Genomic DNA, 26,292 nt, shown 5'->3' on the forward strand with positions numbered 1-26,292 from the left:
CACCATGGTCGCTGCGACTGCTTCCCTAGACACGCTCTGCATCAACAGCATTCGCATGCTGGCCGTCGATGCGGTCAACAAGGCCAACAGCGGCCACCCTGGTCTTCCCATGGGCTGTGCCCCCATGGGCTACACCCTCTGGGACCAATTTCTGCATCACAACCCCAAGAATCCTCAGTGGTTCAACCGCGACCGCTTTGTCCTCTCAGCAGGTCACGGCTGCATGTTGGTTTACGCGCTGTTGCATCTCACCGGGTATGACTCGGTAAGCATCGAGGACATCAAGCAGTTCCGCCAATGGGGCTCCCGCACTCCTGGACATCCCGAAACATTTGAAACCCCTGGAGTCGAAGTCACCGCAGGCCCCCTTGGTGCTGGGATCTCTAATGCCGTTGGCCTTGCGATCGCTGAAGCTCACCTTGCGGCCAAATTCAATAAACCCGAAGCAAAGATCGTTGATCACTACACCTACGTGGTGATGGGCGATGGCTGCAACCAAGAAGGTATTGCCTCGGAGGCCTGCTCCCTTGCCGGCCACCTCAAGCTAGGAAAACTGATCGCCCTCTACGACGACAACCACATCACGATCGACGGCCGCACAGACGTTTCCTTCACCGAAGACGTGCTCAAGCGCTACGAGGCCTATGGCTGGCATGTACAACATGTCGCCAATGGCGACACCGACGTGAATGCCATCGCCAAGGCGATCGCTGCCGCCAAGGCCGTGACCGATAAGCCTTCGATTATCAAGGTGACCACCACCATTGGTTACGGCTCCCCTAACAAAAGCGATACTGCCGGCGTGCACGGGGCCCCCCTTGGCGAAGAAGAAGCCACTCTCACTCGCCAACAACTGGGATGGAACTATGGCCCTTTTGAAATTCCCCAAGAGGCCTACGACCAATACCGCAAGGCCATCGATCAAGGCGCTCGCCTTGAATCTGAGTGGAATCAAGCACTCGCCAACTACAGAAGTCAATACCCAAATGAAGCAGCTGAATTCGAGCGGATGTTGCGCGGTGAGCTTCCCAAGGGGTGGGAAAAAGATCTACCGACCTATACCCCTGCAGACAGCGGCCTCGCAACGCGTAAGCACTCCCAGATCTGCCTGGGCGCTCTCGGCCCAAACCTACCGGAACTCATCGGCGGCTCTGCCGACCTCACTCACTCCAATTACACCGATATCAAAGGTGAAACCGGCTCCTTCCAACCGGAAACACCCGAAAAGCGTTATCTACATTTCGGTGTGCGCGAGCACGCCATGGCCGCCATCCTCAATGGCATCGCTTACCACAACAGTGGCCTAATCCCCTACGGCGGAACCTTCCTGGTTTTTGCTGACTACATGCGCGGATCAATGCGCCTTTCAGCCTTAAGTGAGCTTGGCGTGATCTACGTACTCACCCATGACTCAATCGGCGTCGGTGAAGATGGGCCTACCCACCAACCGGTCGAAACCATTCCCTCCCTGCGCGCCATGCCAAACATGCTGGTGTTCCGTCCCGGAGATGGTAATGAGACCAGCGGAGCGTACAAAGTAGCCATCCAGAATCGCAAACGCCCCAGCTCTCTTTGCCTGAGCCGTCAGGGCATGGCCAACCAAGCCAATTCATCCATCGAAAATGTCGCTCTCGGCGGCTACGTGCTGGAAGATTGCGAAGGCACAGCTGATCTGATCCTGATCGGTACAGGCACAGAGCTTGACCTTTGCGTGCAAGCCGCCAAGCAACTCAGTGCTGAAGGCCACAAGATTCGCGTGGTCTCGATGCCTTGCGTAGAACTTTTCGAAGAGCAGAGCAGCGCATACAAACAAGAGGTGCTGCCAAACGCTGTACGCAAGCGCATCGTGGTGGAAGCCGCCGAATCATTTGGCTGGTACAAGTACATCGGCCTTGATGGCGACAGTGTGACCATGAACAGCTTTGGCGCTTCTGCACCAGGTGGCACATGCATGGAGAAATTTGGCTTCACCGTAGAGAATGTGGTAGCGAAGTCAAAAGCGTTGCTGAATTGATCTGCAAGTGAATCAATAGCTCTAGCAAGCCCCGTTTCTGCTCCGCATCTCTACAGGTGCGGAGCTTTGTTATTGATATCAAGTGAGCAGACATCTCCGCCTAGACTCAGATCTAAATATCTAACACTGACGCCTTGCAACCGACTCGCAATCTTGTTACCGGAGGCGCTGGTTTTCTTGGTTCGCATTTAGTCGACAGGCTCATGCAGGCGGATGAGGAAGTGATTTGCCTCGACAACTATTTCACTGGGCGCAAAGTCAATCTTGCGCAATGGATCGAGCATCCACGCTTCGAATTAATCAGACATGATGTCACCGAACCAATCAAGCTCGAAGTTGATCGGATCTGGCATCTGGCATGCCCTGCATCACCGGTTCACTATCAGTTTAATCCGATTAAAACAGCCAAAACCAGTTTTCTTGGTACCTACAACATGCTTGGCCTCGCACGCAGAGTAGGCGCACGCCTACTACTCGCCAGCACCAGCGAAGTTTACGGCGATCCAGAAATTAATCCCCAGCCAGAAAGTTATCGCGGCTGCGTTAACACAATCGGGATTCGCAGCTGTTACGACGAGGGAAAGCGAATCGCAGAAACACTCTGCTTCGACTACCAGCGCATCCATGCCACGGAGATCAGAGTGATGCGCATCTTCAATACTTATGGCCCCCGAATGTTGCCCGATGACGGCAGGGTGGTGAGCAACTTCATCATGCAGGCACTACGTGGTGAACCACTAACCCTGTACGGAGATGGCCTACAAACACGTTCATTCTGTTATGTGGATGATCTCATTGAAGGCATGTTGCGCCTCATGAACAGTGATACAACTGGACCCATTAACATCGGCAACCCCAGTGAATTCACGATTCGCCAACTAGCAGAGTTAGTTCGCAATAGCATCCAACCCAATCTGCCTTTAATCTCAAAGCCCTTGCCTCAAGACGATCCAATGCAACGCCAGCCAATAATCGACTTAGCAAAAAAAGAACTGGACTGGGAACCATTGATTCAACTTGAAGATGGACTAACAAGAACGATCGACTGGTTTCGCAAGCAACTATAAAATAATTAAGCAATAGAATTTATCCTGGCCGAGGCAAATTCAAACATTATCCATCAACCAGACAATCCCATTTGCCAAAATAAACTATCAAGGATAACACGGGTCCAACAACAGACAAGCACTAAAGAAAATATTGATCTATGCTCTACAGGGGCTTGCCTTGCAGAGCATCTAAGGATGTTAAAATAGAAAGTGATGAACCAATGCTTTGAGATGGCAGAGACTGCCAGCCTATCAATAATACTACCTGCTTTCAATGAAAGGGATAATATTTGCACCATCATCGAATCAATCATTAATCTATCCTTGCAATGCAAGTTAGAGATTATCGTTGTAGACGATGATTCGCCAGATGGAACCTCTGAGGTGGTATTGGCATTGGCTCGTCAATATTCATTTATCCGATTAGTTAGGCGAGTAGGCAGAAGTGGCCTTTCCAGCGCTATCAAAGAAGGGCTCTTAAATGCTTGCCATGAATATGCTCTTGTCATGGATTGCGATGGTCAACATCCTACGTCAGTCATCAAACAAGCAATAAGTCATCTAAGAGATAAAGACTTAGACCTTGTTGTTGGCAGCAGATTTCTTCAAGGATCTGTAATCAATGGTCTCACCAATGATCGCGAAAGCGCTTCTACTTTTGCAAACTTTCTTGCCAAAAAAAGTCTCTCAAAAAGATATCGCTATCTAACTGATTACATGAGTGGATTTTTTGCAGTCGACTTGAAGCAGGCCATGCCAATCATTCGCTCTGTTGATGTCAATGGCTTTAAGTTCTTATATGAATTACTAGCCAAAAGCAATGGAGCCTTATTAGTTGGCGAGGTACCCCTGATCTTCGAGAAAAGGCTTCATGGTAGCTCTAAACTGGATATCGCAGTCGCATGGGATTTCTTATTATCATTTCTACATTCAATCAGCTTAAAGCTTATTCCTCGTCGAGCAATAAGCTTTGCACTCGTTGGCCTAAGTGGTGTTTTTGTACAGCTATTTAGTGTTTTCATTCTTACCAATACACTTAGCTATTCCTTTCAGTCCTCTCTGCCTATTGCTGTCATATTAGCAGCAACATCCAACTACTTAATCAACAATATTTTGACTTTTAGGTTTGCACGTCTTAATGGTTTAAAATTAATAAAGGGCCTTACAAAGTTTTTACTTGTTTCCTCTTTACCATTCTTGGCCAATATTGGATTGGCATCTGCTTATTACGAGCACATCTCTTCCAACGAGCTGATCGCACAACTGCTTGGCATCATCTTTGCATTTACTTGGAACTATGTGGCAAGCAGCAAATTTGTTTGGAATACTCCATAGCCATATAACTTCTGCTCTTCATTAGTGACACAAAAATATTTTAGGACAATGCCATTGCAGACTTGCAATTGATGTGATGGATCTATCTCGCATGACTCAACATAGTCTCCAGCCATTCTATATCCTCTCGAGACAGATTTTCATTTACAGAATACTTCCTTCAGTCAGCAGATCGAGAAATGATCAATTGGCTAATATGCATTCAACTCTAGATTAACATCGTAGTGCTCCTTAAAAAAATCGCGAAATAGAACAATTATAAGTGATGCTTTCAAGGCTAATGATGTTAAAGAGAGCTTGGCTTGAGTTTGTCTTCTCGATACGTAATGCCTGCACGATTGCATCGGAGTTCAGCAACATCTTGTCAAAGCACACTAAACCTATCCAAATGAACTCAACCTTGAACAGATCCAGGAGGTTCCAGGCGTACCGCAAACCACTGCAGGCAGAGACCTTGACCCACCTCCAGCTCACAAGCAGTATCAAGCAACCGCTGGGCCGCTGCAACGAGTGAGTTCTGACTCTGCAAATCCTCTGGCAAGACATCCAAACTCTGGAGCCAAGTCTGCAACCAAACAAGTGTGTCAGCAGCGCTCAGAAGCCGCTCAGACTGGCCAGGCTCCAAAACGACGTAGTGATCAGAATCACGAATCAAGGGATCAGACATTAGACAGCCATTTCTGGATCGATGTTCAAGCAAGGCTCATCGGGCTGAGTCATCCTTCTCAAGCAATGACAACTCAAGCTGATCCCTCCAGTGGAATAAGGGCTGCAGCCGCGGGTGATCACTCAGGCCGAACACACCTTTACCGGCAAGTGCTGCCCCAGCCGAGGCTGGGAAACGCATTAAAGAAATCTGAGCGGCTACAGCTAAATCAGCCAAGCTCATCGCATCTCCTACTAGCCAGGACCTTTTCTGCATCAAATCAGCCAATTGTTCGAGGCTCGTTAATAACTCAACCCTCTCTGCCTTGCCAATGATCTCAGAGGCACCGTTCAACAACCCCCCAGGGAGATCTCCCATGACCTGACGCAAGGGAGTTGGCAAATCTTCTGGAAGAAGAGCTAAACGCAACTCAGAATCCAAGGCAGCAGCCTGCAACAAAGCTGACCGGCCTGCCCGCGCCAATGTCGTATCAGCCCAATCTTCAATCAAGTACACCTGCGCGGCCTGCTGTGGATCAACCGGAATGAGGGGTGGTTCCGGCTGCTTAGCCTCTAGATGTCGAGCAATAGTGCTGGAATCTGCCAAAACAACATCGCCATCGACAAGTACCGGGACCTGACGCTGACCTGACAAGCGAAACACGTTGAGCTGTCCTAACCCGGGGGTAACTTCCACCACCTGGTAAGTCAAACCCTTGGCCTGCAAGACCATCCGCACCTTGAGACAGAAGGCGGAATGGCGGAATTGATGCAGTTCCATCATCGTTTGCTCTGCCAAAAGAACGGCAGAGTAGCTAACAGCGTCAAAAGCCCGCTAAGGCAAAGAGGGCAATAATCGCATTTCACTTTCGGCTGAGAGTAAAAAATGAAAAGAGGTGTTGTATACAGATTCAATCAAGCCAAGTCAATACAATTGACTTTAAAAGATAGCAAAATGGCTGTATTTTAAGACACCAATCATACAGTTTCTTCTAGGCAAATAATTCAATTTAGCAACCGCAAATGGTGGATGCTGAGCAATAAATCAACAGAAGTTTACTGCGCGCCGAAGAGAAGTGTTCCAGATTTCTTCCGCTTTAAAGGCTTCACCAATTGCCTTTTCTGGAGCAACACTGGCTACGACTATCACCAGAATGGCCGCACGAACTGGGCTGAGATCTGAGCCCCCCGCTCACCGCTCTAAGCAATAGAGGCAACAGCAAGCCCTAAGGCGCTGCTCTGCGGTCTCTCAAAGGAACTGCCGCAGTGACTTCTGCCTCACTAAACTAACGTCGTATAACTGGTCACACTGAGGATGCACGATACAGGCAAGCTTCGCTCTCAGCTGATCTGTGACTTCAGAAGTAGCTTCATCCTCACTTTGGGCTAACCCCTTTCCCAAAAACCCTCTGCAATAACTGAAGATGAGAGAGTTATTTCTCAACTTGTCACGCTATCCGCGATACCTCATCGCCTTCTGTCTTGGTTTGCTCAACAACTACATCGAGCCACTCGCCAAGCGACGCAGTAATCCCGTGACAGCAATAGCCATCATTGGAGCCCTAATAAGTGGATTGATCAGCATTGTCTTAATCATGCATGCCATGGTGTATCCAACATCACTGACATAGATATGGCACCTGGGCGACGAGTGGAGCGGGTCGCTGCCCTAATCCGCCGAGAAACAAGCGAATTACTCATCCATGGCATCCGCGACGAACGGGTGCATCAGGGCATGGTGAGTATTACGAATGTGGAAGTCTCCGGCGATCTACAGCACTGCAAGATTTTTGTGAGCATTTACGGCGAAGAGATCCAACGCTCTGAAGTGCTAGAGGGTCTAGAAGCCGCCAGTGGTTTCCTCAGAGGCGAGCTTGGCCGCAGATTGCAGATGCGACGTGCACCTGAAGTGCACTTTCATTTGGATCGCGGAATCGAGAAGGGAACTTCGGTATTGAACCTTCTTGAGCAATTGGAACAACAGCGAGAAACCCTTGGAGAAGTGCAATCAGAGAGTGATCAACCAACGACTTACGAGACAACAACTGTCAACAAAACGTGAGCCCGCCGATCCAGAGCCCCCTTCGACGTCAAGTCGCTGAGTTGCTGGTGGTGCGAGCAAGTGGTCATGCCAGCGATGATCAACGCCGTTATCCAAAATGGGAACTAAGCAACGCTGAGCTCAAACGTCTGCTCGCTGAAGGTGTGGGCGGTGTGATTTTGCTGGGCGGCACAAGCAACGAAATAAGGCATCGCTGCAAGAAACTTAGACAATGGGCGAAAGCACCCCTCCTGTTATGTGCCGATGTGGAAGAGGGTGTCGGTCAACGCTTTGAAGGCGGTACTTGGCTCGTACCGCCCATGGCCCTTGGACGGCTCTATCAAGAAGACCAACGTCGTGCTGCCAATCTGGCCGAGCGCTACGGCCGCTGCACAGGACACCAAGCTCGACGCTGCGGACTCAACTGGGTGTTAGCACCCGTCTGCGATGTCAACAACAACCCAGCCAACCCTGTCATCAATGTGCGGGCATGGGGAGAAGACACTGCCACCGTCTCTTCTTTGGCCTGTGCTTTCCAACAAGGCCTTGCAGCAGAAGGTGTGCTGGGATGCGCCAAACACTTCCCAGGTCATGGCAATACGGGAATGGATTCCCATCTGCAGTTGCCTGTACTGGATGACAACCTCCGCCAGCTTATGGAGCTTGAACTCGTGCCTTTCCAGGCCGTCATGAAAGCCGGCATCGACAGCATCATGACGGCCCATCTATTGATGCGAAACCTCGACGCCTCCTCTCCGGCGACCCTGTCCCCAGCTGTTCTCCAAGACATTTTACGCCGCCAACTCAAGTTCGAGGGCTTGGTCGTGACCGATGCCCTGGTCATGCGAGCAATCACTCAGTCCTATAACGCTGGCGAAGCCGCCGTGATGGCCTTTGCCGCCGGAGCTGATCTGATTTTAATGCCCGAGAACGCAGATGACGCTATCGAGGCCCTATGCGAGGCCCTCCAGTCGGGCCAAATTCCAATGCAACGTTTGCACGCCTCCCAAGAGCGCCGGAGAGAAGCCTTACAAAAAGTTGGTACCTCCACTGCAAAGCTGGCCCTCAAAGACAGCACAAGCATTGACAAACCCCTGGAACGAGATGAAGACCGTGCTCTCGCCAGAGAACTGGTGACTGCATCGCTAAAAATCCACCATCCAGGACCGGTCACCCCAACTGAGTCAGGCATCAATCTCCTGCGGGTGGATGGAGTCTTGCCCTGCTCGGTACTCACAGCCACGGCCCCAGCACTCGTACTGCCCTCTGAAGCTGGGTTTCAAAGTTTGCTCTATCACCCCCTAGGGATCTCTCCCTGGCAAGACGACCGAGATCAGCCTTTAGCTCTAGAACGATTGGGCATCGGCCCAGTAATGCTGCAACTTTTCTTACGCGGGAACCCCTTCCGTGGCGACCAGGATCGCCACGAGCCATGGGTGGCAACCGTCAAGCAACTCCAACAGCAAAAACGCCTCGCAGGCCTAGTTGTCTACGGCAGTCCTTACATCTGGGATGAGCTGATTGAAGTGTTAAATATCGGCATCCCCGCGGCTTACAGCCCTGGTCAGATGCCTGAAGCGCAGCGCCAGGTTCTTACCTGCCTGCTACAACCAGCGCAGGTGCAATCAAGTGCCCAAACGCCGCTGTTCCAAGACTTCACTGACTGACGTCTATATCCTCGAGCCAACCTACGAACCAGCTCCAATGCTCAGCCTCTCGATGGTCGTACGCAACGAAGAGAGTCGCCTGGGAGCCTGCCTGGCGTCCGTGAAAGGGTTCGTAGACGAAATCGTGCTAGTCGACACGGGGTCCACGGATGCAACAGTGGCCATAGCTGAAGCCGCCGGTGCACGAATAGAGCACCTGCCGTGGCCAGGGGACTTTGCCCCAGCCCGTAATGCCGCCCTGAACCTGATCACGGGGGATTGGGTCCTTGTTCTTGATGCCGATGAACAACTACGCGCTGAGGCCATCTCAGGCCTACAAAACTTGATGGCTCAGCCAGATGTTCTGGTTATAAACCTGCTGCGCTTTGAGCAGGGAGCAACGATGTCCCCTTATTCCAACGTCAGCCGTCTGTTCCGCCGACACCCGCGAATCCACTGGAGCCGCCCATACCACTCCATGATTGACGACAGCGTGAGGGATCTGCTCAGCGAAGAACCCCATTGGCGCATCGTCGATTACCTTGAGCCGACTTTGTTCCACGAAGGCTACCGGCCAGATCTACTCCAAAGCAGCAACAAATCCCAACGGTTGAGGACAGCAATGGAGGCCTGGCTGGCTGAGCATCCAGGCGATCCATATACCTGTGCAAAGCTCGGCGCTCTCGAGGTGGACGAAGGGCAAAAAGAGCGCGGCATCCAACTCTTGCGGCAAGGCCTAAAGCAGAACGAAAACACGAATGCCAATCCGATCGAACGCTACGAACTTCTTCTGCACCTAGGCATTGCCCTTGCCCAAGACGATCCCCAAGGAGCCGTCACCGCCTACCGCGAAGCCGTGGCTCTACCCATGGACATCAGAGTGAGCCTGGGAGCTCGCCTCAACCTGGCAGCCCTGCTCATGCAACAAGAGCAACTGGATGAAGCCATCGCACTCACCACCACCGCTACCCAACAAGCCCCGGAAGTCGCTCTGGCGTGGTACAACCTCGGATTAATGCAGCGTCGCCAAGGCAATCTTGTAGAAGCCTTATACGCCTACGAACAAGCGAAGCAACTTAATCCTGAACATGCTGAGACCCACCAAAATCATGCGGTCGCGATGCTCGTCGCTGGGGACATCAATGGTGCCCGCAACAGCTTTAACAAGGCGATTACGCTGCTGCACCGTCAAGGACGAAGCAAGGAAAGCGAAGGGCTGCGCCATCAGGTAGCAGGCATTGTGAAACTGAATGAGGAAGAGAAATGAGCAGCAAACCCATAGCTCCCCTTCATGGCCGCACAATCATCATGACCCGTGCCCAGGAGCAACAGAGTGAGGCTCGGAGTCAGCTTCATGCCCTTGGATCAAACGTTCTGGATCTGCCCGCTCTTGTAATTGGCCCACCCGACGATTGGCAACCCCTCGATGATGCCTTAGCCGACATCAAGACATTCCACTGGTTGGTGTTCTCCAGTGCCAATGGAGTACGGGCCGTTGAAGAACGGCTGCAGCGGATCGGCCAATCTCTTGCCAATCGTCCCAAGGGACTAAAACTTGCAGCAGTAGGCCGCAAAACAGCCCAATATCTTGAACACCTAGGAGCTGCTGTTGATTTTGTTCCACCCAACTTTGTGGCTGACAGCCTGATCAATCATTTCCCAGTGTCAGGCTTTGGACTGAAAATGCTGCTGCCAAGAGTGCAGAGCGGTGGCCGCACCATTCTGGGAGAAGCCTTCCGGGAAAGCGGAGCACACGTGATTGAAGTGGCAGCTTATGAATCCCGTTGCCCAGAAGCAATCCCGGATGACACGGCCACAGCCCTCGCAAACAGCAATGTGGATGCAATTGCTTTCAGCAGCGGCAAGACCGCTGCACACACAGCAAGTTTGCTCAGCCATCGTTTTGGCAGCGACTGGCTACAGCAACTTGAAACAGTCAAAGTCATCTCCATCGGCCCCCAGACAAGCCTCAGCTGTGAGCAGCATTTTGGAAGGGTCGATCAAGAAGCCGATCCCCACAACCTTGAGGGGCTTATCAGTGCTTGTGTTAAAGCATGCAGGTCGGAGGCTGAGACTTGCCCCCCTGGCTCAAGGTGATGCACCCGCGCTGAACGTCGATCGATAGCAGCGACCAGCTTGGCGGTAACAGCTGGTCCGCCTCAACCTGACCGGGGCAACGACCTCCAGGCCCCACGCACAATGCTCCTGATCCATCTGATGTTTGAACCAATGCCCGCTGCTGCCCGCCAACAACCAGGACACCTTTCAGGATGAAGCCATTTGAAGTCGTTGAGCCAACAAGCGGTTGAAAAGGATCCCTTCGACCTGCAACCACTCGATCCTGAACCTCTATGGCCGAAGGCAGTGGCGTGAGCCGATCAGAAAGATCAATCGGCATCAAAAGCTGCTCAGAACTATCCGTAGCCGATCGCGGTGTTGTAGCCAACTTCTCGGTAGTGGAGCGATCGGTACTGCATCCCGTTAGCGCAACCGTGAGCAGGATCAATCCACTCATCAGCCGCCAGGCGGCTGTCCTCGAGCACTCAGGAAGAAACGCAGTAACCGCTTTCCACAAGATCCCTAAATCTGTCAAGATTGGCCTGGAGCTCACGAGTAACAATCCCTCCCAGGATGCTCGGTTCCATCAAGGGTGCCAAGGGCCTCGGTAACTCGTAAGTAACGCTCAATTTCACAGCTGTACGGTTCTCGCTCTCCGGATAGAAACGCACAGCACCTTTCGTAGGTAGCCCTCCTATGGATTCCCATTGCAACTGCTGGCCTTCAACCTGCTTGCTGATCCTTGCCTGCCAATGGAAACGAAAGCCCTGAGCAGCCAAGGTCCAATCAGTGAGACTCGGATCATCAAGAGTCTTGACAGATTCAATCCAGTTCATCCAGCGAGGCATGGCCTCGAGATCCATCCATACAGCCCATACCTGCTCAACGGGAGCATTGATATCGCTAGAAACTGTATGTTCAAGCCAGCGTCCCATCGTTAAGCCACCGCCTCATTGGTGGCCAACATCGCTGGTTGATGAAGGATCGCCGCCGCAGCCAAATGGCCACTCATCGTGGCACCCTCCATTGAGTCGATGTAATCCTGGCGGGTATAACTCCCCGCCAAAAAGAAATTACTGACAGGCGTGCACTGATCTGGTCTATAAGGCTCCATCCCTGGGGCTTCTCGATAAAGAGACTGAGCAAGTTTGACGACGTTGCTCCACACCAGCTTGAGAGAAAGAGACGAAGGGAACAATTCACGCACTTGAGCATCGGTGTGCGAAACGATCGTCTCTACGGATTTAGAAATCCAGGGGTCACCAGGAGTGAGTACACATTGGAGTAAAGAGCCCAGACCCTCCCGGCGATAGTCCTCAGGACTCGCCAAAGCCAGATCCGCAAAGCAGCTGAAATCTGCATCAGCTGTATACAAAAGATTATCCAAGCCAACAGGACTCCGAAGATCCCTGCGTGCAGCCTCGTGTATGGGGTCATTACCCAACTCAGTCACCCAGCCGTCGTAACGCAGCTGCACGGTGGCGACTGGCACGGCTTGGAGCTTGTAGATGTCATCAAATTGGGGGAACTTACGCCATGCTTCAGGAAGCAAGCGCTGAATGCCTGGCACATCGCAAGCGGCCAAATAGCAATCAGCTTCAACCATGACATCCCCTTCTGGTGTGCCAAGGCTGAGCCCGGTAACCACGGGAACGTCGTCATCGCGAAAGTGCACCTCACGAACACGATGGCGGAGATGAAGACGACCACCCCTTGCCTGGATGTAATCAAGAATCGGCGCGGTAAGCCAACGATGAGGGGAGCCTTTAAGCAAATTCAGCTTGGATGCTTCCGTACGAGCTGCAAACATCATGAAAATGGTGAGCATGCAACGGGCAGAGATCGCCTCACAGTCAATAAAGCCAAGGGCATAGGCAACCGGGTTCCACATGCGCTGAATGCTCTGCAGGCTGCCGCCATGACTGAGAAACCACTGTTGAAAACTCACTGCATCGAGAGCACGGATTGTGCTCATGGCCCCCTCGTAATCCACCAGGCCCCTAACAATGGGACTCGTTCCCAGAGCAAGGGCATTGCGCAATTTATCGATCCAGTTCAGCTGAGGAGTGGTAAAAAATGCCTTGAGACCGTTAAAAGGAGCCCCTAGCGCAAAACGAAAATCAAGAGATCGAAGATCACCACCACGATTGACGAACAAATGGGTGTGGTCCTTTGGCAGCAGATTGTCAATGGCACCCACCTTGCGCATCAGCGCAAAAAGATTGGCGTAATTGAAAAAGAAAACATGCAACCCCATTTCGACATGGTTGCCATCTGGATCTTCCCAACTACCAACCTTGCCACCAATGAACGGCCGAGCTTCGTAGAGATCCACGGTATGACCGGCATCAACGAGATCAACCGCTGCAGCCAATCCGGCAAGCCCAGCGCCCACAATGGCGACCCGCACGCGCTTCCTACAAAAATCCTTCCGACTCTATAAATATGGCGGATAGGTTGACTGCATTGGATAGTGCAACGAGAGACATCCCTCCATAAAATGAATTGAGGTCTGTGCCAGCACTGAATGACCAGCACCACTCATCCTGCAACCCACCACACAGCGACTGACGGCAAAGGCATCCAAATCACCAACACAGCTATGCAGCAGTTGGCCAGGCTCTGCCTTGAGAAGGGGAATGATCAGGTACTGCGAGTAGGCGTGCGCTCGGGCGGCTGCAGCGGCATGAGCTACACCATGGATTTTGTCCCCTCAGCCGATATCCAAGAGGGTGATGAGGTCTATGAGTACACCGCAACCGATGGCGCAAGTTTCCGTGTGATCTGTGATCCCAAGAGCCTGCTGTACATCTATGGGATGCAATTGGATTTCAGCACTGAAATGATTGGCGGCGGCTTCAATTTCACCAATCCCAACGCCAGCCAAACCTGCGGTTGCGGCAGCTCATTCGCTGTCTGAAGTCAATGGCCACCGCTCCGTGGGAATCTGAAGAGACCTAAGCAGTTCTGCTGCATCAGATGGCGTCCACCAACGAGAACCTCTTCGAAACAGCCATGGCCCGGTATCAGTCCGGAGCTGAAGCCAGTGAGCTGATCGAAGACTTCAAAACCATCACAGCAACGACGCCCAATCAAGCGGCTGGCTGGACATGCCTAGCCTGGCTACAGCTTCTAAATGCTCAACCCGATGAGGCCCTGCGCAGCGCGCGCACTGCGGTAAAGCTCAACGCCCAGGATCCCCAAGCTCGTATCAACCTCAGCCTGGCCCTGCTGGAAACCAACTCCAAGGGTGTAAGAGATCAAATCGACATGGTGCAAAAAATTCTTGCTGTTGCACCGGAGTTTGCAAAAGACCTCAAGGACTCAATCGCCGATGGGTTACTTCGCAGACCAAATTGGCATGCTTTGAAGAAAGTAAAGGCTTGGCTGGAGCTCTGATTTGGCGAAGCTGCTGCTGTTGAGTAATGGACACGGGGAAGACCTTTCCGGTGCCCTACTAGGCAAAACCCTGCTCAACCTCGGCCATCAACTAGAGGCCCTGCCTTTGGTCGGTCATGGTCATGCCTATACCGAGGCAGGAATCAAAATCCTTGGACAGGCCAAAGCATTCAGCACAGGCGGGCTTGGATACACCAGTCTTCGAGGCAGGCTGACTGAACTGCTACAAGGCCAAGTGTTCTATCTCCTAAGGCGCCTGGGACGTTTGTTGCAGGTGGCAGACCACTACGACCTGCTGGTGGTGATTGGCGATGTGATCCCTGTGATGGCAGCTTGGCTTAGCTGCCGTCCCGTCGCGATCTACCTAGTGGCTTATTCCAGTCACTATGAAGGTCGGCTGCGATTGCCTTGGCCTTGTGGCAGCTGTCTGAAAAGTAAGCGGTTTTTGGGTGTTTACAGCCGCGACGAGCTCACCGCAACAGACCTCACGGCTCAACTTCAACGCCCAGTGAGCTTTCTGGGCAATCCCTTTATGGATCCAGTCCTCACACCTCAAGCACCCTTACCAAGCTGCCGTTATCGCCTAGGACTTCTGCCTGGCAGCCGCCTCCCAGAACTAGAACACAACCTGCTGTTGCTGTTGGCGATGGTGGAAAATCTTCCAGAACAACTACTAGCCTGCGATGAAATAAGCCTAGATCTTGCACTGGTCCCAGCTCTAGACGACAGCAGCCTGGCTCAATTAGTCGCTCAAAAAGGCTGGCAAATGCAACCTGGTATTGGCAACGCAACACGCACCAAGCTTGTGCTCGGTCAACGACACATCACCTTGCAACGCAACTGTTTCATTGCGGTCCTTCAGAGCAGCGACCTCCTGATCAGCATGGCGGGCACGGCGACTGAACAAGCGGTAGGACTCGCTAAGCCAGTGCTACAACTTCCAGGGATGGGGCCCCAATTCACCGCCGCATTCGCAGAAGCTCAGCGCCGACTACTCGGGCCCACTGTGTTTTGTGCTGGTGGGAAGCCTGGCGAAGCGCTCAACCTGCAGAACACTGCCAAACTGACTCTGGAGCTATTGAAACGCAGCCAAGCGGACCCTGACCTGCAACAACAATGCCAGAAGCAGGCCTTGCAAAGACTCGGGGTGGCAGGTGGCGGGCAACGATTAGCCCAAGCCATTACAAACATGCTCACTGAAAGACATCAATGACAACTCCTTCTGCCGATCCCCAATGGAAACAGTGGTTGGACCGACTGCTGATCATCGATGTGTTCCTAGTGATTGCCGGAGCACTCTGGTTTGTCACAGCGATCCTGGCCGCAAGCCAGGGAGTGGAGAAACCAATAGGACTGTTTCAGCAACTCTGGATGCCCCTATTTTTGCCCGCCATCAGCCTGTTAATGACCGCTGCCCTCATCAATGGGGTGTGGGCATGGTGGCTGCGGATAAGGCCTGGCATAGATCGGGATACTTAAACCTGAAACCCAACCCTGCAAGTCGTTCTGAGACCACCTGTTGACCCTCAAGGACGACACGAGCGCCATCCCCAAGCAAGATTTTGAGGAGCGGACCTGGAACCGGCAAGAGGCTTGGACGACCAAGAGTCTTGCCGAGAACCTCCGCGAACGAAGCCATAGGGACAGGCTCAGGAGCAACCCCATTCACCACACCGGACCAAGCCCGTTCCTTAAGAGCCTTTTCAATCAACTGACACAGATCAGTGCGATGAATCCAACTCATCCACTGAAGGCCACTGCCCACCGGACCACCAATACCAAGCCTGAACACTGGCAGCATCTTGCCTAGAGCCCCTCCGTCGGGCCCTAGAACGATGCCAATACGCACTACTACCAATCTGGTAGCAGACGGTTTAGCAGCAGCTGCAGCCTCCCAGCGCTCACAAAGGTGAGCGAGGAAATCTTGTCCACAAGGACTCTTTTCCGTGAAGTAGCCATCTGGACTGGTGCCGTAATAGCCCACTGCAGAGGCATTCAAGAGCACTCTTGGTGGTGTCTTGAGTTGACTCATGGCTTTCACCAATGCCCTGGTTGTGTCCAAACGACTCGACTCCAGCTTCTGACAATGAGCAGCTGTCCAGCGCTGCTCAGCGATAGGTTCTCCGGCCAGGTTCACCACTCCTTCTACTTGGGCCAAGGCAGTCAGTAGTGGGCCATCAAGCCAACTGTTTGGATCCGCCGGATTGATCTGCAGCCACTCCAACTGCCCTGCCTGGCGCTCTTGATCGAACCCAGAGGCAGCCTTGCGACTGACCAAGATCAACTGATGCTTGGCTGCCAACAACTGGGGGACCAGCTCACGGCCGACAAAACCTGTGCAACCAACAAGTAGAAGGCGCATAAAAGAACTGACGGCATTGGCCGCGAGACTAAGGGGCTGAGAGCGGAGCCTTCAGTGGACTAGCTAGCCCAAGGCGATTTGCAATAGGCACTAAAGCAAACCCCTGGAACAACAATCCGAACAAAACCACCGCCAGGGCGAGGGGAGGCATGGTTTTTCCCCAACTCACCGACGACGAAGCCCAGACCTGAATCGCTAAAGCAATAGGCACCGCACCACGCAGGCCAGCCCAGCACACAAACGTCCGCTGCCCTAACGAAAATGAGCTGCGTAAGAGCAGAAAGTGAACAATCAACCAACGCACCACCTGCATTAAGAGAAACAGTAGGAATGCTCCGCCAGCTGCTCGAACAACGTCCTCAGGGGAAACCACCAGCCCCATACAAAGAAACAAAAGCAGTTCAGCCATTTTTGCAAAACTGGAATGGGCCTCCGCAAGCACCAACTGATCGGTGCTTGAACCATTGCCGAGCACAAGCCCCGCCACATAAGCAGCCAACAAGGCACTGCCACCCATCAAGGTGGTTCCACCTGCAAGCACCATCAACAAAGCAAGACTCACAACTGGCAACATGGAATTGGTATTTAGAGACCTACGACTACCGAGCACCTGAGTGGTGAGACTCCCCCCGAGAAAGCCAAGCAAGATGCCCAACAGAAACTGACGTAACACCACAGTCACCAAAGCAGCCGGAGCAACACCCTCCCCGCCTGCCAAAGCCATTGCCACCCCTGCCAAAACCACAGCGACAGGGTCGTTGAAGCCCGACTCCGTCTCAATCAGGTCCAAAACAGGCTTAGGTAGGCGTCCAGCGAGAGGCCGCAAGAGAGCAAAGGTCGCAGATGCATCCGTACTGGACAACATCGCGCCCACGAACAAAGCCTGCGGGAACAACACCACCCAACCAGCACTCCCTTCGGCCAAGCCAAATCCAAGCATCGCCAAGGTGATCAGAAGGGCTGTGAATAAAGCACCAAAACTTGCCAGCCTTAGGGCCGATGGGATCACAGAGCGCATCTCTGCCCAATTCGTCGTGAGCCCCCCGAAGAAAAGCACTAAAACAAGTGCTGCCTGCGTGATTTGGTCTGCGTGGACCAAGGAAAGCAAGGGAGGGAGCGCATCAGCCGCATCCGAAGCCACAGTCAAATGGTTATCAACCAACAAACCAAGAATCAGCACCATCAGGATCCCCGGAACCCTCACGCGAGCCGCCATGTCATCGAGAAGCACGGCTACAAGCAACAGAGCTCCGAAGGCCAAAAAATAGAGGGCGAGTGAATGACCCAAATCAGAATGTTGGTGTTCCTGAGGAGGTTCTAGCCTGAGTCTTAGAGAAAACCACGTCATGGCCGAAACATCTGCACCAGCAAAGGCCACGGCAGCCCTCAAAAAAGGAGCCCTTGTTCGGGTCAATAGGCACGCCTTTAGCAGCAGCACTGAAGCAGCGGCCAGTGATCCTTCTCCCCCCGACTACATTTTCGAAGGTCCAGGTGAACTGCTGGCCGTCAAAGAGGGCTATGGGCAAGTGCGCTGGCGCATGCCTGTTCCGGACGTGTGGCTAAGGATCGATCAGCTGGAACCCTTCTCATGAGAAGAGGGCTTTAGCGCTTCCTCAACCTGTTCCACAGCCTTAGGGATCGAGCCTGAGGCCGCAGGCAAACGCCACAAAGCTCCTGCCAAAACCCCACTGAGATCACCAAGACCGGCCAATAGATCATTGGGATGCTTGCGCTGGGCTCTATCAGCCACAGCTGATGCCTGCCAGGGATTCAAGCCCGCCAGGATCACCCCACTGCGATAAACACTGGGCCAAGGACTCTCTGGTAGTCGTTTCTCCAAGACGGCGAATTGAGTCGCTGCCTCAACAGGGCGATTCGCCAACACTGCCAAAAGCGCCAATGTCCAGCGGGCATCGGTATCAACAGGATTATCAAGCAAACGCCGCATTGCGGCTTCTCGCACTTCAGTTCGATAACTGAAATGGCCATCCAACATATGTTCGACAGAGACCGCAGCAAAGACTGGCTCAAGCCCTTGAGGTCCCTTCGCCAACCCCTGGGCCAGAGAGGGAAAACGCTCAGCAAAGCTTGCTGCCCTAGGAGCCCCAGAACTGCGTGCCCAAAGGGAATAGCTGCCGCCAGATTGCCGTGAAAAACGGCGCAGCTCAACAAATACACCACTGCTGCGAACAGCCTGATCAAGGCGTGCCGCAGTGTCTCGAACTGAGCCCTGATCTCCCTCTGCAAGCACAACCCACTCAGCCTGCTGCAGCACCGGCTCCACATCACCTGCACTACTACCAAGCTGGCGACCTACCAATCGTCCACCCCGTCTGCGACCGAAATAACTGACATTGTGCTGATTGAGATCCGGAGTACTGGGCACCACGATGATTGTGGTGGGCAAGCCATTGGGATCAGCGCCTCCAGCCGCCCGGACAATGGCCTCCACAGGCCCCTTGTGGCGCTCTGACAAACGAGTGATCTGAGCCGACAAAGCTGAAGGAAGGATGGCCAACAACCCCGCCAAGAGGGTCGTAGGCAAAATCAGCCAGGAGCCCTTCAGCCAGCGACGCTTCGCCCACAACCCCCATTGCCACCAACCCCTAGCAAGCAACAAAAGCAATGGTGGGAGCAGTGGAGTGATATATCGATCACCCTTATTCGGACTGAGGCTGGTGAACAACCAACCAGCCAGCAGAGTCACGATCAGCCAACGCCAAGCCAGTGGATCATCAGAAGACACTGCTCTCTGTGTTGAAGATCCAAGGCTGCGGCAGTGAATACCCAACCAGAGCACACAACCACTGAGGCCAACGATGAGCAGAACAGGGCCTAACTGCGCCGGCAACAAACGTGGATACCAAAGCCAGTTTTCAAGGGTCCATAGAGAAGGGTCCCCTTCCCTAGCCGCCGATTCGATCACGGCCCTATTGGTTCCTCCAAGCGTTGTGATCCAGTTGTGACGTAACCAAGGGCCCACGCCGAACAAAAACACACCCACACCTGCCAGCAGCTGAAATCGGGTGCGATTGGTACGACATAAGGCACACCAACTGGCCCATAACAGCGCCGGAAGCAAAACCAACAAAGCGCTTTGCTTTACCAAAAGTGCCGCCGTACAAGCAGCCGCAGCAAAAAGGGCCTGTACCCAACGTCCACCTCGCTGTGGATCCCACCAACACCCCAGCCGCCATAACGCCAAGGTGACTGCAGCAGTGAGCGGCATCTCCAACACATAATCCGCGCGCAACTCCAACAAGGCTGGAGCCATGGCAACAAAGACAACGGCAAGCAATGCCATCCCCTGCCCACGCAAACGCAACCCCCATGCCGCAACAGCAACAAGGAGCAGCCCATGCCAAAAGCTAAGGCTCCAAGCAGCCTGCTCCGGAGCATCACCAGCCACTGCCATCACAGTGCCATTCACCAGCGAAGCCAAGGGCGGAATTTTGGGAGAAAGGTCGAGTAAAGCGTTCCATCCCTGCCATTGGCCTCCTGGTAACAGGCCTAATGCCCGTCCATGATCAAGAGCGCTGTTGAGATAATCGGCCTGATCCCAAGAGGGAATGCTGGCGTAGTGATGCCACCAGATCCGATCGATGCCCGTAGACAGCAACCAGATCAGAGCAATAAACGACCAAAAGCGCCAGGCAGCTTTCACGAAATCTCCAGCCGACGGCGTTCCTCCTTTAAGCGTAAACGCCGCTTTTTGGCTTCCCGCAACATCTCTCGACCATCGTGGAGATAACTATCGACATAGCCCATCGTGTAGCGCTCCAACTCGGCCAAAGCGTCTTCTACTTGGGAGAGGCAGTGATACAAGCTCAAGCCAAAACCTTGGGCGGACGCAGGGATAGGCAAAGCTCGATAAAGGCTATTCACCTTTTCAATCCGATTGCTACTGTCTTTCAGGTAAGTGCAAAAGACCTCCATCAACGAATCGTCGTAAGGGTCAGCCGAAAGAGAACGAAACTGAGCAGGAAAAGGATTGATCACTTGCCCCAACAATCGATCAATTGGGACATAAACCTGCTTGATCCACTGCAAAAGAGCCTCATCTGCTGCTGCTGCCTGGCCTTTGGTCGCTCGAGCAGCAGCACTAGCACGAGCATTGCGAACGCCACGCTGATGCGCTTCGTCAGCAACTAAAACACCATGCGTTCTTATGCGGTCATAGGCGCGTCGATGCTCTGAATCCCCCAAAACCTCCCAAGCTGCATTGAGCGCAAGAATCTCCTGCTCATCCCCACCAGCGTCAGGGTGATGCCTTTTCACCAACTGGCGATAGGCAGCCTTGATCTCAGCCGAGCTAGCGGTGGAGGTTACTCCCAACACCTGGTAAGGATCTGCAGCCATAGCAGCCAGCGGCTTTGAAGACATCAAAGGTATCCATCACGCTGCGCCGGCACCGCCGAAGCAGCGCTAAACATCGGCGTTGATAGATAACGCTCACCAAAACTTGCCAAGACAACAACAAGACGCTTGCCCACCATCTCAGCCCTACTACCCACTTGCAGTGCAGCCGCAACAGCAGCGCCACTGCTTACCCCACTTAGCAAGCCCTCCTCCCTCGCCAAGCGCCGACCCATCTCCATCGCGTCGTCATCAGAGACCGGCAGGATCTCATCGATCAAAGAGAGATCAAGAACGCTAGGAATGAAGCCAGCACCAATCCCCTGAATGCGATGGGGAGCAGGGCTCCCGCCTGCCAAAACAGGGCTTAACGCTGGCTCTACCGCAAACACTCGCAGGCTTGGATTGCGTTGCTTGAGCAAACGCGCACAACCTGTGAGTGTGCCCCCCGTTCCTACTCCAGTGATCAGACCATCCAACCGCCCCTCGCAATCATTCCAGATCTCCTCTGCGGTTGTACGCTCATGCACCTGCGGATTCGCAGGATTATCAAACTGCTGCAGCAGATAAGCCTCAGGGATGGTTGCCACCAACTCCTTTGCCAACTCAATGGAACCAGTCATTCCATCGCTGCCTGGGGTGAGTTGCAGTTCAGCGCCATAGGCCCTAAGCATGGCGCGACGCTCTGTACTCATCGTGTCCGGCATGGTGAGAATGAGGCGATAGCCTCGGGCGGCAGCCACCATGGCCAAGGCGATCCCAGTGTTGCCACTGGTGGGTTCCACCAACACGGTGCGCCCCGGAGCAATGGTTCCAGCTTCCTCCGCTGCTTGAATCATGGCCCCCGCGATGCGGTCTTTAACCGAGGCAGTGGGGTTGAAGCTTTCCAACTTGGCCAGCACCTCCGCATGGCAACCACTCAACTGTGGCAAGCGATTCAGCCGCACTATTGGGGTTCGGCCAACCAGGGCCGTGATGTCCGCAGCAATGGGCATAAACGATAGTGAAGGGAGAGCCACGGACCCATCCAAACAAAGCGATGGGGATCAAGCCATGAAAAAGCCCCCCGTTTCCGGAGGGCTGAAATTGATCGAGATTGTGAGGGGTAGTAGTAATGGCCCAACATATTGTTGGGCCAATTGATCAGAACTTAAATGTGGTTCTAACTAAACCACCAAAGTTGCTAAAGGTGTCGTCTTCGCCGCCTTTGGTAAGTGAGCCATCAGTCAGCTCACCGTAAGGACGGCTGAGATAGAACACGGCAGGAGTCACAGAAATGTTGTCTGTAACCTGGAACTTGTACCAGAGTTCAAATGCATAGTTGCCATCAGCAACATTGTCATCTGGATCTTCGCCGTATGCTTTCTTATACGCATCTTCGAATTTCCCGTCCCAATTAAGGTTGGTCACGAAGGTGGGTTGACCTCCTGCAACACCTAGGACATTGCCCTCGATGAATGCATCTTCCCACTGAAGAGCTACATACCAGGATTGAGATGTAGCACTATCTAAGATGTCGTCAGTGTCAACGCCCAGCACCTGTGTGTTGCCGGAGTTGCTGTTGCTACTTACGGAGTTAATACCCCAACCAGCACTGACGCTTGGCATCCAACCGGTATTTTCTGGAGCCCACCAAGCGCTTAAAGCAAAGGAGTTGGTAGTTCCAAAGCCTTGAATGTCATTAGCAAGTGGTGTGCCATTTCCAGCATACAAACCTACGCCATTATCAGTGGAGGCGTAGTTGTAGGCCGCAGCAGCACCCCAACGCTCATCGGCGTAAGCGATTTGGGCTGTTGCATTGGAGCCAGCACCATCAGTAGCAACTCCACCAGTATTGGGGTTGCCATCATCAGCATTTGTAGAGAGATAGCTAGTGCTAATGCTCCAACCGCTGTCGTTGTCATCCCACCAGATACCGGCTCCACCACCTTTGGCGAGGTTATAAGCACCAGGTGCACCCGCGTAGGTGAAGAAATCGATGACAGTTTCAGCAGGATAGTTGCTTGGCCATACGGCAAGCATGTTGTCCTGGCGAACCATGCCACCAATGGTCGCAGTGAACTCTTCGCCGAGTGGGAACTGATACCAGAGGCGATCAACGGTGACTTCATTCTCGTCACCAGATTCTCCAAAAGCCACTTCCATGGCTGAGAGGCCGACATAGCCATTACTGCCGAAGGGGGATTCGGCAAAGTTGCCCGCGCGCAGACGAGTCTTCAAGAGATCCTTACCCGTGAAGCTGGTATTCAGCTCAAGGCGCATGTCGTAGTTGAAGACGGTCGCGCCAGAGGCAGCGGCAGCTTCATCAGCTCGCTCGTCGCCGGCCTTTCCAGAGCGGTAGTTTGAGCCAGCCCACGCGGATGTGGTGAAAACCTCATCTCGGAAGCCTTGTCTAGCGTCACCGCCGTAGCTGTTGGCGCCAATCACGAAGGATGTCTGACCAACAAGCTTGGTGGTGGTGGAAAACTGAGTGGCTTCGAGTTCACCAACGCGGGCTTCTAGCCCATCAACACGGCCCTTGAGGATTGCGAGCTCCTGCTCGAATTCGTTGAGCAGACGACGCAGTTCGTCGGTGACTTCAGTGATGCGATCGAGGCAAGCATTCAATAGAGCAGCCGCTTCAAAGCGGGTCATTGCTCTGTTGCCGAGGTAGCTTCCGCTTGGATAGCCAGCTACACAGCCGTAGCGCTCAATCAGGTTGCTCAGCGCCTGGTAAGCCCAATCGGTTGGGTAAACATCTTGGAATTGGGAGATGCTGGTGACCTGCTCGCTGGAGGCCGAATAATCGGACACACCTTTGATGTCTAGGTCTGCGGCATTAGCAGCCATTGGTGCCATAAGGCCCAAAGCAGCAGGTGCCACCAGCAATTGCTGGAAGAGTTTCATTAGGTTCCTCACACGGATGGGCGCAATGCGCCGATTCGATGTTGGCCCTTACTCTCTGTTTAAACACCTCTTGGTGTGACAGATGTATCAATGGTTTCAATGGTGGGTATCAGAAACACCAAGTCAAACCATGCCAGCCAGCATCCCTTCTAGTCCTGGCAAGCGCTGACTTGCCCCCTGAAGTCAGCACTGGCGAACTGAACCAAACTGAAGCAGAAAAAGAATGTGAATGACCAATCACTAGGAACATTTGGGCGATAGCGCTCATCACTTATCCCCATGCCATGTTCGCCTACCAGCTCTAACCATTGCTTTTGCCATCAGCTGATCACAGGCCATTAATTCGTAGATCACCTCTTATGGGGTTGCTACTGCTGTGGCTTGTGGCATGCGTGCTTGCACTGGTGGGGCTAGGAGATCTACCCCTACGCGATTTTGATGAAGGCATCGTTGCCAGAGTGGCCTTTGAGTTAAGCCAAAAACAAGGCCCAGAAGCTCTACTACCCACCCTGTGGGAATCGCCCTACCTCAACAAACCACCAGGCTTGCATTGGCTGGTTGCTGCAGCAATACAACTCAACAACAACGGCGGGTCCTCTTTGACATGGCTCCCCTCAAACACTCTGGTGAGACTGACGCCGGCATTGCTATCGACGCTGATTGTTCCCTTAGGGGGGCTCGTGCAATGGCATCTAAGACCAAATGATCGAACGAGCTGCCTTGCTACAGCTGCAATTTTGCTAACGCTGATGCCAGTGGTACGACATGGTCGGCTAGCCATGCTCGATGGTCCACAACTCAGTGCCATGGCCTTGTTGTGGTTACTCATTTTAAGCCTCGACCGCAGCCAAATGGACCGCTGGCGAACGCTGGGGGCAGGACTCATCAGCAGTGGCATGCTGCTGCTCAAAGCCCCTCTACTGCTGCCAACAGCAGTAGCAGCCTTGATTCCTATCCTCTGGGGTGGCGAATTCAGGCGATGGTGGCGATGGCCACTTACAGGCTGGTTTGCAGTAGGGCTGATCCCTGGTCTGACCTGGCACCTCTGGCATGGCTTACATCGAGGAACTGGAGCGTTGTGGCTCTGGGGAGGCGATGGTGCAGGCCGCGTCCTGTTTGATGCTGGAGAAGGCAGTGACCTCGGCTGGAGAGTCCCGGCCATTGAGTTGCTGGAGGGTGGTTGGCCATGGCTATTGCTATGGCCCTTCGCAATGGCCTGGGCCTGGCGTCAACGACACAACCGTTGGGGCAAATGGGCACTGGGCACGCAGGTCATTTTGGCCATTGCAATCCTGCCACTTAAGACCCAACTCCCCTGGTATAGCCACCCCCTTTGGCTGCCATTTGCACTGCTCTGTGGAGCACCACTGGCCTGGCTCATTAACAGGAAGGATGTGACAAATCCTCCTGGTGCAGCAGTTTTAAAACATGTTCCGTTCCTCTGGCTGGCCCTAGGAACCACTCTTGTTCTATTCGGGCTCATCGGCGCATCAGGGCGAGTTCTCAAGTTTTATCCCTATAGCGGTATTGCACTCGCTGCTGGGGTGGGCTGGAGTATCGGCGGCTGGCTGATGCTGCGCCCAACCCATGCCAAACGCAAATTGGGCGCAATCAGCATGGTGGCTGGAAGCGTCGCAGCTCTATACCTATTAATGGGCTCCTCACTCTGGCTCTGGGAACTCAATGAGAATTGGCCCGTTGAGCCTGTCGCCCAACTCGCCGCACAAGCAAAGGGAGCGAAGGTGGTGCTCGAGGGGAATGATGAAAGGCCCAGCCTCAACTGGTATGCAGGCCAGCGCATCAGCTCCTTAGATGCTGTTCCCGACGCTGAATGGATCTTGACGCGCAATCCCCAGCGAATCAGCAGCATGGCTCAGGAACGGCAGTGCAAGGTTGCGAAAAACAAGGAAGACTGGGCCCTGCTTTTTTGTGGCCCACCAAACCAATAACGTTCCTCGATCTAGGGCAACCGTTGCCTAAAACGCATTCTGCCGACAACACCAAACAGAACGCCTTTAGGCGGTTCTGCGAAACCACAACGAACGCGACAACAACCTCACTACACAGCTCAAGGAAATGCTTGCTCTGACGAAGCCCTATCAGCTCAAACAACCCGTAGTGGCTGACATTTCAAACCATGGCACCGCAGCATTCATCATGGCGCTGACCCAGCAAGATCACCGCATCCAACGCATGCATCGTTTCAGCAACTAAGACTTAACGAAGACAATGAAAGAAAGACTGCTCGATACCAAAGTTGGCCTGGTAGCCGTCATCGACAGCATGAACAAGCTGCCATCCTTCTATGCATTCCAGCGACTGAGAGAAAACAGGCAGAATTTGCTTACCAGAAGCCATTGTCTAGGGATACTGGCCAACGTCGACGTAGCTAACTGCGACTACAAAAACATTCTCGCAAATACCTTCTGGGCTCAAATAGCAGTGATCCTGATGATGGTTGTCTGGAACGATGTCACCTGATCCAGTTGCATCCGGAATAC

General features: G+C 53.3%; 27 protein-coding genes. 16 read left to right on the forward strand and 11 right to left on the reverse strand.

The annotated features are described in order from the left end of the window. Positions 1 to 4 precede the first annotated feature (4 nt). The 3 genes from tkt to AKG35_RS10430 all read left to right on the forward strand — a co-directional run bounded on the left by tkt (position 5) and on the right by AKG35_RS10430 (position 4,398). A complete protein-coding gene (gene tkt, locus AKG35_RS10420; protein ID WP_011131322.1) occupies positions 5 to 2,014 on the forward strand; it encodes a transketolase in 2,010 nt (669 codons plus the stop codon). A 134-nt stretch (positions 2,015 to 2,148) separates the two neighbouring features. Then, positions 2,149 to 3,081, forward strand: a complete 933-nt coding sequence (locus AKG35_RS10425) for a UDP-glucuronic acid decarboxylase family protein (protein ID WP_011131323.1) — start codon at positions 2,149 to 2,151, stop codon at positions 3,079 to 3,081. 213 nt (positions 3,082 to 3,294) lie between these two features. Continuing rightward, positions 3,295 to 4,398 carry a glycosyltransferase family 2 protein gene (locus AKG35_RS10430; protein ID WP_041385237.1) on the forward strand — a complete coding sequence of 368 codons (1,104 nt, stop codon included), beginning with the start codon at positions 3,295 to 3,297 and terminating at the stop codon, positions 4,396 to 4,398. A 394-nt stretch (positions 4,399 to 4,792) separates the two neighbouring features. Here AKG35_RS10430 and AKG35_RS10435 read toward each other — a convergent pair whose 3' ends face one another. Next, positions 4,793 to 5,065: a chlororespiratory reduction protein 7 gene (locus AKG35_RS10435; protein ID WP_011131325.1), complete on the reverse strand. Its 273-nt coding sequence runs from the start codon at positions 5,063 to 5,065 to the stop codon at positions 4,793 to 4,795. A 36-nt stretch (positions 5,066 to 5,101) separates the two neighbouring features. Continuing rightward, positions 5,102 to 5,827, reverse strand: coding sequence for a glutathione S-transferase family protein (locus AKG35_RS10440; RefSeq protein WP_011131326.1), 726 nt, complete (start codon positions 5,825 to 5,827; stop codon positions 5,102 to 5,104). A gap of 640 nt (positions 5,828 to 6,467) precedes the next feature. Between AKG35_RS10440 and AKG35_RS10445 the strand changes: the two genes are divergently transcribed. From AKG35_RS10445 to AKG35_RS10465, 5 genes are read left to right on the forward strand one after another with little or no spacing between them, the layout of a single operon-like run. Continuing rightward, on the forward strand, positions 6,468 to 6,674 hold the full coding sequence (locus AKG35_RS10445) for a DUF751 family protein (protein ID WP_011131327.1): 207 nt from the start codon (positions 6,468 to 6,470) through the stop codon (positions 6,672 to 6,674). A gap of 2 nt (positions 6,675 to 6,676) precedes the next feature. Next, on the forward strand, positions 6,677 to 7,105 hold the full coding sequence (gene rbfA, locus AKG35_RS10450) for a 30S ribosome-binding factor RbfA (RefSeq protein WP_011131328.1): 429 nt from the start codon (positions 6,677 to 6,679) through the stop codon (positions 7,103 to 7,105). Further along, the gene (locus AKG35_RS10455; protein WP_011131329.1) at positions 7,102 to 8,751 is read left to right on the forward strand and encodes a glycoside hydrolase family 3 N-terminal domain-containing protein; all 1,650 of its coding nucleotides are present in this window, start codon (positions 7,102 to 7,104) and stop codon (positions 8,749 to 8,751) included. Before rbfA ends, AKG35_RS10455 begins: the two co-directional genes overlap by 4 nt. After that, a complete protein-coding gene (locus AKG35_RS10460) occupies positions 8,714 to 9,997 on the forward strand; it encodes a glycosyltransferase (RefSeq protein WP_011131330.1) in 1,284 nt (427 codons plus the stop codon). The genes AKG35_RS10455 and AKG35_RS10460 overlap by 38 nt, the downstream gene beginning before the upstream one ends. Beyond that, positions 9,994 to 10,827 carry a uroporphyrinogen-III synthase gene (locus AKG35_RS10465; protein ID WP_011131331.1) on the forward strand — a complete coding sequence of 278 codons (834 nt, stop codon included), beginning with the start codon at positions 9,994 to 9,996 and terminating at the stop codon, positions 10,825 to 10,827. Before AKG35_RS10460 ends, AKG35_RS10465 begins: the two co-directional genes overlap by 4 nt. On the opposite strand, the gene AKG35_RS10470 is transcribed toward AKG35_RS10465, so the two are convergent. Genes AKG35_RS10470 through zds form a run of 3 tightly spaced genes read right to left on the reverse strand, consistent with a single transcriptional unit; the run spans position 10,778 to position 13,198 of the window. Further along, complete coding sequence (locus AKG35_RS10470) at positions 10,778 to 11,245, reverse strand: hypothetical protein (RefSeq protein ID WP_052646196.1); 468 nt, start codon at positions 11,243 to 11,245, stop codon at positions 10,778 to 10,780. The two genes, AKG35_RS10465 and AKG35_RS10470, sit on opposite strands and share 50 nt — an antisense overlap. A gap of 28 nt (positions 11,246 to 11,273) precedes the next feature. Next, the gene (locus AKG35_RS10475; protein ID WP_011131332.1) at positions 11,274 to 11,723 is read right to left on the reverse strand and encodes an SRPBCC family protein; all 450 of its coding nucleotides are present in this window, start codon (positions 11,721 to 11,723) and stop codon (positions 11,274 to 11,276) included. Positions 11,724 to 11,725: 2 nt separating this feature from the next. Continuing rightward, positions 11,726 to 13,198, reverse strand: a complete 1,473-nt coding sequence (gene zds / locus AKG35_RS10480) for a 9,9'-di-cis-zeta-carotene desaturase (RefSeq protein WP_011131333.1) — start codon at positions 13,196 to 13,198, stop codon at positions 11,726 to 11,728. Between the two features lie 117 nt (positions 13,199 to 13,315). Here zds and AKG35_RS10485 point away from each other — a divergent pair, with 117 nt between their 5' ends. From AKG35_RS10485 to AKG35_RS10500, 4 genes are read left to right on the forward strand one after another with little or no spacing between them, the layout of a single operon-like run. Beyond that, the gene (locus tag AKG35_RS10485; RefSeq protein ID WP_011131334.1) at positions 13,316 to 13,708 is read left to right on the forward strand and encodes a HesB/IscA family protein; all 393 of its coding nucleotides are present in this window, start codon (positions 13,316 to 13,318) and stop codon (positions 13,706 to 13,708) included. A gap of 59 nt (positions 13,709 to 13,767) precedes the next feature. Then, the gene (locus AKG35_RS10490) at positions 13,768 to 14,187 is read left to right on the forward strand and encodes a hypothetical protein (RefSeq protein WP_011131335.1); all 420 of its coding nucleotides are present in this window, start codon (positions 13,768 to 13,770) and stop codon (positions 14,185 to 14,187) included. Between the two features lies 1 nt (position 14,188). Next, entirely contained in the window at positions 14,189 to 15,400 is a 1,212-nt protein-coding gene (locus AKG35_RS10495; RefSeq protein WP_011131336.1) for a lipid-A-disaccharide synthase-related protein, read from the forward strand. Then, a complete protein-coding gene (locus AKG35_RS10500) occupies positions 15,397 to 15,666 on the forward strand; it encodes a hypothetical protein (RefSeq protein ID WP_011131337.1) in 270 nt (89 codons plus the stop codon). The genes AKG35_RS10495 and AKG35_RS10500 overlap by 4 nt, the downstream gene beginning before the upstream one ends. On the opposite strand, the gene AKG35_RS10505 is transcribed toward AKG35_RS10500, so the two are convergent. After that, positions 15,608 to 16,549 carry a TIGR01777 family oxidoreductase gene (locus tag AKG35_RS10505; protein ID WP_011131338.1) on the reverse strand — a complete coding sequence of 314 codons (942 nt, stop codon included), beginning with the start codon at positions 16,547 to 16,549 and terminating at the stop codon, positions 15,608 to 15,610. The two genes, AKG35_RS10500 and AKG35_RS10505, sit on opposite strands and share 59 nt — an antisense overlap. Positions 16,550 to 16,577: 28 nt before the next feature. Further along, positions 16,578 to 17,897, reverse strand: coding sequence for a cation:proton antiporter (locus AKG35_RS10510; protein ID WP_080502870.1), 1,320 nt, complete (start codon positions 17,895 to 17,897; stop codon positions 16,578 to 16,580). Here AKG35_RS10510 and AKG35_RS10515 point away from each other — a divergent pair. After that, on the forward strand, positions 17,896 to 18,141 hold the full coding sequence (locus AKG35_RS10515) for an NAD(P)H-quinone oxidoreductase subunit O (RefSeq protein ID WP_011131340.1): 246 nt from the start codon (positions 17,896 to 17,898) through the stop codon (positions 18,139 to 18,141). The two genes, AKG35_RS10510 and AKG35_RS10515, sit on opposite strands and share 2 nt — an antisense overlap. Here the strand turns inward: AKG35_RS10515 and AKG35_RS10520 are convergent. The 4 genes from AKG35_RS10520 to AKG35_RS10535 form a co-directional block, all read right to left on the reverse strand. Then, positions 18,120 to 20,213, reverse strand: a complete 2,094-nt coding sequence (locus AKG35_RS10520; RefSeq protein ID WP_011131341.1) for a phospholipid carrier-dependent glycosyltransferase — start codon at positions 20,211 to 20,213, stop codon at positions 18,120 to 18,122. The two genes, AKG35_RS10515 and AKG35_RS10520, sit on opposite strands and share 22 nt — an antisense overlap. Beyond that, positions 20,210 to 20,908 carry a J domain-containing protein gene (locus AKG35_RS10525; RefSeq protein ID WP_011131342.1) on the reverse strand — a complete coding sequence of 233 codons (699 nt, stop codon included), beginning with the start codon at positions 20,906 to 20,908 and terminating at the stop codon, positions 20,210 to 20,212. Before AKG35_RS10525 ends, AKG35_RS10520 begins: the two co-directional genes overlap by 4 nt. Before the next feature lie 23 nt (positions 20,909 to 20,931). Then, the gene (gene cysK / locus AKG35_RS10530) at positions 20,932 to 21,900 is read right to left on the reverse strand and encodes a cysteine synthase A (protein ID WP_011131343.1); all 969 of its coding nucleotides are present in this window, start codon (positions 21,898 to 21,900) and stop codon (positions 20,932 to 20,934) included. Between the two features lie 148 nt (positions 21,901 to 22,048). Continuing rightward, complete coding sequence (locus AKG35_RS10535; RefSeq protein ID WP_011131344.1) at positions 22,049 to 23,791, reverse strand: iron uptake porin; 1,743 nt, start codon at positions 23,789 to 23,791, stop codon at positions 22,049 to 22,051. Between the two features lie 359 nt (positions 23,792 to 24,150). On the opposite strand from AKG35_RS10535, the gene AKG35_RS10545 reads away from it, so the two are divergent. The 3 genes from AKG35_RS10545 (at position 24,151) to AKG35_RS10550 (ending at position 26,272) form a co-directional block, all read left to right on the forward strand. Further along, entirely contained in the window at positions 24,151 to 25,740 is a 1,590-nt protein-coding gene (locus AKG35_RS10545; RefSeq protein ID WP_011131345.1) for a 4-amino-4-deoxy-L-arabinose transferase, read from the forward strand. A 127-nt stretch (positions 25,741 to 25,867) separates the two neighbouring features. Beyond that, the gene (locus AKG35_RS13070; protein WP_157859886.1) at positions 25,868 to 26,005 is read left to right on the forward strand and encodes a hypothetical protein; all 138 of its coding nucleotides are present in this window, start codon (positions 25,868 to 25,870) and stop codon (positions 26,003 to 26,005) included. 15 nt (positions 26,006 to 26,020) lie between these two features. Beyond that, positions 26,021 to 26,272, forward strand: a complete 252-nt coding sequence (locus AKG35_RS10550) for a hypothetical protein (RefSeq protein ID WP_011131346.1) — start codon at positions 26,021 to 26,023, stop codon at positions 26,270 to 26,272. The last annotated feature ends 20 nt before the right edge of the window (positions 26,273 to 26,292 follow it).

The sequence above is a fragment of the Prochlorococcus marinus str. MIT 9313 genome (assembly GCF_000011485.1).
Taxonomy (GTDB): domain Bacteria; phylum Cyanobacteriota; class Cyanobacteriia; order PCC-6307; family Cyanobiaceae; genus Prochlorococcus; species Prochlorococcus marinus_D.